Raw genomic sequence first — 5,647 nt, forward strand, 5'->3', positions numbered from 1 at the left:
CGCTCCCGGCGGCGGCCAGCAGGCGGCGCGAAAGGAGGTGGGGCAGGGCGGAAACAGGCATGAGCAAGGACGGACGCACGCGAAGCATCGGGATGGCAACACTTTCGCCGAGTTCGGTCCAGGGCAATGGGCCGAGCCGGCGGCGAAAACCGGTGCTGTTTCACGCTGAAGCCGGCTGCAGGCGGGCCTGGCCCGTAAAATCGAGGCCTTTCCCCACCTTGCATCGTGTGCGGGCCTGCTGGCCGGCCACGACCTTCGCATGTCCGGCAGCACCCTCGGCGAACTCTTCCGTGTCACCAATTTCGGCGAAAGCCACGGCCCGGCCATTGGCTGCGTGATCGACGGCTGCCCGCCTGGCATGCTGCTGTCCGAGGCCGACATCCAGCCCGAGCTGGATCGCCGCCGCCCGGGCACCTCGCGCCACGTCACCCAGCGCAACGAGGCCGATGCGGTGGAAATCCTCTCAGGCGTGTACGAAGGCCGGACCACTGGCACGCCGATCTGCCTGTTGATCCGCAACACCGACCAGCGCAGCAAGGACTACGGCAACATCGCCCAGACCTTCCGCCCCGGCCATGCCGACTACACCTATTGGCACAAGTACGGCATCCGCGACCCGCGGGGCGGTGGCCGCAGCTCGGCCCGCTTGACGGCACCGACCGTGGCCGCCGGCGCGGTGGCCCGCAAATGGCTGGCCGAACAGCATGGTGTGTCGCTGCGCGGCTGCATGACGGCGATTGGCGAGATCGACATTCCGCGCGACGACTGGACCCAGGTCGACCAGAACCCGTTTTTCGCTGCCACCGCGAGCAAGACGGCCGAGCTGGAGGCCTACATGGACGCGCTGCGCAAGTCGGGCGACTCGGTCGGCGCGCGGCTGTATGTGGAAGCCAGCGGCGTGCCGGTGGGCCTGGGCGAGCCGCTGTATGACCGGCTCGATGCGGACATTGCCCACGCGATGATGGGGCTTAACGCGGTCAAGGGCGTTGAGGTCGGTGCCGGTTTCGACAGCGTGCGCCAACGCGGCAGCGAGCATGGCGACGAGCTGACGCCCGAAGGCTTTGCCAGCAACCATGCCGGCGGCGTGCTGGGTGGCATCTCCACCGGGCAGGACATCACGGTGAACCTGGCGATCAAGCCGACCAGTTCGATCCGCACGCCGCGCCGCTCGATCGACCTGGCCGGCACGCCGGCCACTGTCGAGACCTTCGGCCGCCACGATCCTTGCGTCGGCATCCGCACCACGCCGATTGCCGAGGCGCTGCTGGCGCTGGTGCTGATCGACCACGTCATGCGCCACCGCGCGCAGTGTGGCGACGTGCACGTCGCCACACCGGACATCGCCCGCGGCTGAACTCGGGGGCGACCGGCCAGAAAAAACGGCGCCTGATCCAGGCGCCGTTTTGCGTTTGGAGGGCAGGCCGCCATGGCCTGCGTGCTTCAGACCGGTTGGCGGTAGTCGACCGTCTTCGGCCCGGTGATGCGATGGAACACCCACACCAGGCAGCGCCAGCTGAAGCGCAGCCAGGTCAGGGTCGCCAGAGTCTCCAGGAAGGTCACGATGCCGGCAAAGATGACCGGCCAGCGAGCCGCCCGCGCATGGAACTTCAGTCCGGCGTTGGCCGTCTTCAGCTCGATGGTGTCGTACAGGCAGGGCACGACCAGCAGCGTCAGGAAGGTCGAGGTGATGGTGCCGCCGATGATGGCCACGGCCATCGGCCGGTAGAACTCGCCGCCTTCGCCGACCCCGATGGCCACCGGCAGCATGCCGGCGATCAGCGCGAAAGTGGTCATCAGGATGGGCCGCAGCCGCCGCTGGCCGGCAATGTGCAGTGCATCCTCGCGGGCCATGCCTTCGGCTTCGCGCGCCCGCGCGGCGTCCAGCAGCAGGATGGCATTTTTCGCCACCAGGCCGACCAGCATGATGATGCCGATGAAGCTCATCAGGTTCAGCGTGCTGTGCGACAGCAGCAGTGCCAGCACCACGCCGATGGAGGTGCCCGGCAGCGACAGCATCACCGGGATCGGCGCGGTGAACGAACCGAACTGGATCACCAGCACCAGGTACATCAGCGCAATGCCCATGATCAGCGCGAACAGCATGCGCGAGAACACTTCCTGCTGGTCCTTGGAGGCACCGGCCAGTTCCAGGCCGTAGCCATTGGGGAAGGTGATGGACTTGGCCAGCTTCAACGCGTCGGCCGTGACTTCGCCGGACGAACGGCCTTGTGCATTGGCCGTGACGGCCATCATGCGCTTGGTGTCCGAGTGCTGGATCTGCGACGGGCCCTTGCCGGTCGAGATCGTCGCGATCTGGTCCAGCGGCACCACCATGCTGCTGTTGCCCACGGCCACCGGCAGGCGCTCGATGTTGCTGGCGTCCACCCGGTCGTTGGGGTGCAGGCGCACCGCGACATCGCGGGTTTCGCCTGTCGGGTCCACCCAGTCGCCCACCTCCACACCGGCAAACGCGACCCGCAGCGCCTGCGCCGCGTCGTTGACCGAAATGCCCAGCTGGTTGGCCAGACCACGGTCCAGCTCGATCTTCAGTTCGTTCTGCGGATCCTGCTCCGACAGCCCGATGTCCACTGCGCCGGGCACGCCGTGCAGCTTGTCCATGAAGTCGCTGGTGATGCTTTGCAGCGTGCGCGAATCGGCGCCATGGAAGCGGATCTGCACCGGCTTTTGCGCGCCGTTGTTCAGGTCTTCCAGCACCACGTATTCAGCACCGACCAGGCGCGCCACCTTCTTGCGCAGTTCCTCGGCAACCTCGACGCCCGAGCGCTTGCGCTCGGTGCTCTTGCCGATGTCCACGTAGATGCGGCCGCCATTGACGTTGATGTAGCTGTTGGTCGCCTTGGTCTCCGGCATGCTGCGCGCCAGCTCGGCTGCAGCCTCCAGCTTCAGCCGCGAGTATTCGAGGCTGCTGCTGGGGGGCGTGCGCACCTGGATGGCGAGCGTGCCCCAGTCGCCCGTGGGCAGGAAGCTGGAGCCGCCGAACTTGCTGAAAAGCCCCAGCGACGCCACCAGGGTCAGCAGCGCCAGGAAATAGATCCACGCGCGGTGGTGCAAGGCCCAGTCGATGACCTTGCCGTAGCGGCTGGCCTGGTGGTCGAACCAGTGGTTGAAGCTGGCCAACACCTTGCTGATGCCACGCTTGGGCGCGTCATGGTGTCCGGGCGGGTCGCCCCAGAAGGCCGACAGCATCGGGTCCAGCGTGAACGAGATGAACAGGCTGACGATCACCGAGGCGACGACCGTCAAGCCGAACGGGCGGAACCACTGGCCCGAGATGCCCGGCATGAAAGCCACCGGCACGAAGACGGCGACGATGGAAAACGTGGTCGCGGCGACCGCCAGGCCGATCTCGGCCGTGCCGTTCAGCGCCGCGGTGCGCCTGTCCTCGCCCATTTCCATGTGGCGCACGATGTTCTCGCGCACCACGATCGCATCATCGATCAACACCCCGATGGCCAGCGACAGGCCCAGCAGGCTCATGAAGTTCAGCGTGAAGCCGCACAGCCAGACGGCGATGAAGGCGGCGATCACCGAGGTCGGCAGGCTGAGCGCGGTGATCAGCGTCGAGCGCCAGGAGTTCAGGAACATGTAGACCACGAAGATGGTCAGGCCGGCGCCGAAGATCAGCGCGTGAACGACGTTGTTCAGGCTGTTCTCCGCGTCCTTGCCGCCGTCCTGTGTCACTTCGAGCTTGGTGCCTTCGGGCAGGGTCTTGTTGATCTCGCCCACCAGCTTGCGCACTTCGTTGGCCACGCCCACGGTGCTCGAGTCCCGTGCGCGGGTGACCGAGATGCCGACGTTGTTGCGGCCGTTTCGCATTGAGTGGGTCACCAGCTCGGCAAAGCCGTCGTTGATCTCGGCCACCTGGCCCAGGCGCACCGTCTGGTCCGCGCTGCGCTTGATGACGACCTGCTCGAAGCCGGCCGGTGACTCGATGCGGCCGACCAGCCGGATGCTCTGGTCTTCCAGCGTGCCGCGCACCTTGCCGACCGGCGCGGTGGCGTTCTGCACCCGCAGCGCGTTGACGACGTCGGCCACCGAGACATTGAACTCGCGCAGCTTCTCGGCATGCAGCAGCACCGACAGCTCGCGCTGCAGCCCGCCATTGATCTCCACCACCGCCACGCCGGACACGCCGCGGAAGCGGTCCGCCAGGTCGTCGTCCGCCAGCTGCGAGATCTGGGCATGCGTCATCGTGGATGACGACAGGGCCATCTGCATGATGGGCTGGGCGCCGGGGTCCACCCGCTCCAGCACCGGCTCGCGCATTTCGGAGGGCAGCTTGTAGCGCACCGTGGCAATCGCGTTGCGCACCTCGTCGGAGGCTTCGATCAGGTTCTTGGTGAACTCGAATTCGATGACGATCTGCGCCGAACTCTCATTCGCCGTGGAGCGAACTTCCTTGACGCCGCTGATGCTTTGCAGCGCCTTCTCGATGCGGTTGATGATTTCGCGCTCTACCGTGTCCGGCGAGGCGCCGGGGTAGTCGATGCTGATCACCAGCACCGGCGGCTCCACGTCCGGCATCTGGTTGACGCGCAGTTGCTTCAGGGCCATCAGCCCCATCGCCATCAGGCTGATGATGATGACGATGGTCGCGATCGGCCGCTTGATGCTGAAGTCGGAAAGAAACATCGGTCACCCCTTGCTGGGTTGCGAAGCGGTGGACGCGGCCGCCGCCGCACGCTCCACCTTCTGGCCGTTGACCAGCGTAGAGCCGGGGTGGCGCAGGACCTCGTCGCCGTCGGCAAGGCCGGAAGCCACCGGGTATTCGCCGCTGCGCACGTCGCGCTGGCCAACCTTCACCGGCACCTTGGCCAGCGTGTTGTTGCGCACACGCCAGACGCTGGTGGCATCGCCTTCGCGCACCAGCGAGGCTTCCGGCAGCATCAACGCGGCACTTTCGCCGGTCAGCACCCGACCCTCGGCATACAGCCCGGCCACACGCGGCTGCTTGTCGCCGGTGAGTGCCACCAGCACCTCCACCTGGCGGGTGGTGGCATTGGCCGAGGCGTCCACGCGGCGCACCTTGCCCTGGAAGTCCACGCCCGGGTAGCCGTTGATGCGGAAGACGACCTGCTGGCCGGGCTGCAGTTCGTGCACCCGGTCGGCCGAGACCAGGCCCTCGAAGCGCATGCTCGCCGGGTCGATCACCTTGATCAGCTCCTTGCCGATCTGGGCCGTGTCGCCGGCCGAGACCTTGCGGTCGCTGACCACGCCGTCGAACGGCGCCCGCACCTCGGTGCGCTGCAACTGCTGGCGGGCGGTGACCACGCGGGAGTTGGCCGCCACGCGGTCGCTTTGTGAATTGTTGCGGCGAATCTCGGCGTCCTCGGCCGCCTGGATCGAACTCATGCCCTGGGCCTGCAGCGTCTTCAGGCGCTGGTACTGGCGCTCGGCCTGCTCGAAGCTCTGGTTGGCCGCGCGCTCGGCTTCTTCGGCCGACCGCAGGCCGTCGCGGATGGAGGTGTCGTCCAGCCGGACCAGCAGGTCGCCACGCTTGACCTGTTCGCCGTTGTCGCGCACCACCTGCAGCACGACGGCGGCCACTTCGGCGCGCAGGTCGGCCTTGCGTTCGGGCTCGACCGATCCGGTGATGACCGCGCCGGAGGCCTGGGTACCGGTGCGG

At 67.1% G+C, this 5,647-nt stretch carries 3 protein-coding genes; 1 reads left to right on the forward strand and 2 read right to left on the reverse strand.

Annotation, left to right across the window (positions count from 1 at the left end):
• The first annotated feature begins 259 nt into the window (after positions 1-259).
• Positions 260-1,354 (forward strand): chorismate synthase, encoded by a 1,095-nt coding sequence (gene aroC / locus FKP22_RS19195; protein ID WP_141289316.1) that lies wholly within the window; start codon positions 260-262, stop codon positions 1,352-1,354.
• Between the two features lie 86 nt (positions 1,355-1,440).
• On the opposite strand, the gene FKP22_RS19200 is transcribed toward aroC, so the two are convergent.
• Both FKP22_RS19200 and FKP22_RS19205 read right to left on the reverse strand, forming a co-directional pair.
• Positions 1,441-4,653 (reverse strand): efflux RND transporter permease subunit, encoded by a 3,213-nt coding sequence (locus tag FKP22_RS19200; RefSeq protein WP_141289317.1) that lies wholly within the window; start codon positions 4,651-4,653, stop codon positions 1,441-1,443.
• Between the two features lie 3 nt (positions 4,654-4,656).
• Positions 4,657-5,647 (reverse strand): efflux RND transporter periplasmic adaptor subunit (locus tag FKP22_RS19205; RefSeq protein ID WP_141289318.1); only part of this gene is annotated, 991 nt, incomplete at its 5' end.

Source organism: Ideonella azotifigens (genome assembly GCF_006519715.1).
Classification (GTDB): Bacteria; Pseudomonadota; Gammaproteobacteria; order Burkholderiales; family Burkholderiaceae_C; genus Ideonella; species Ideonella azotifigens.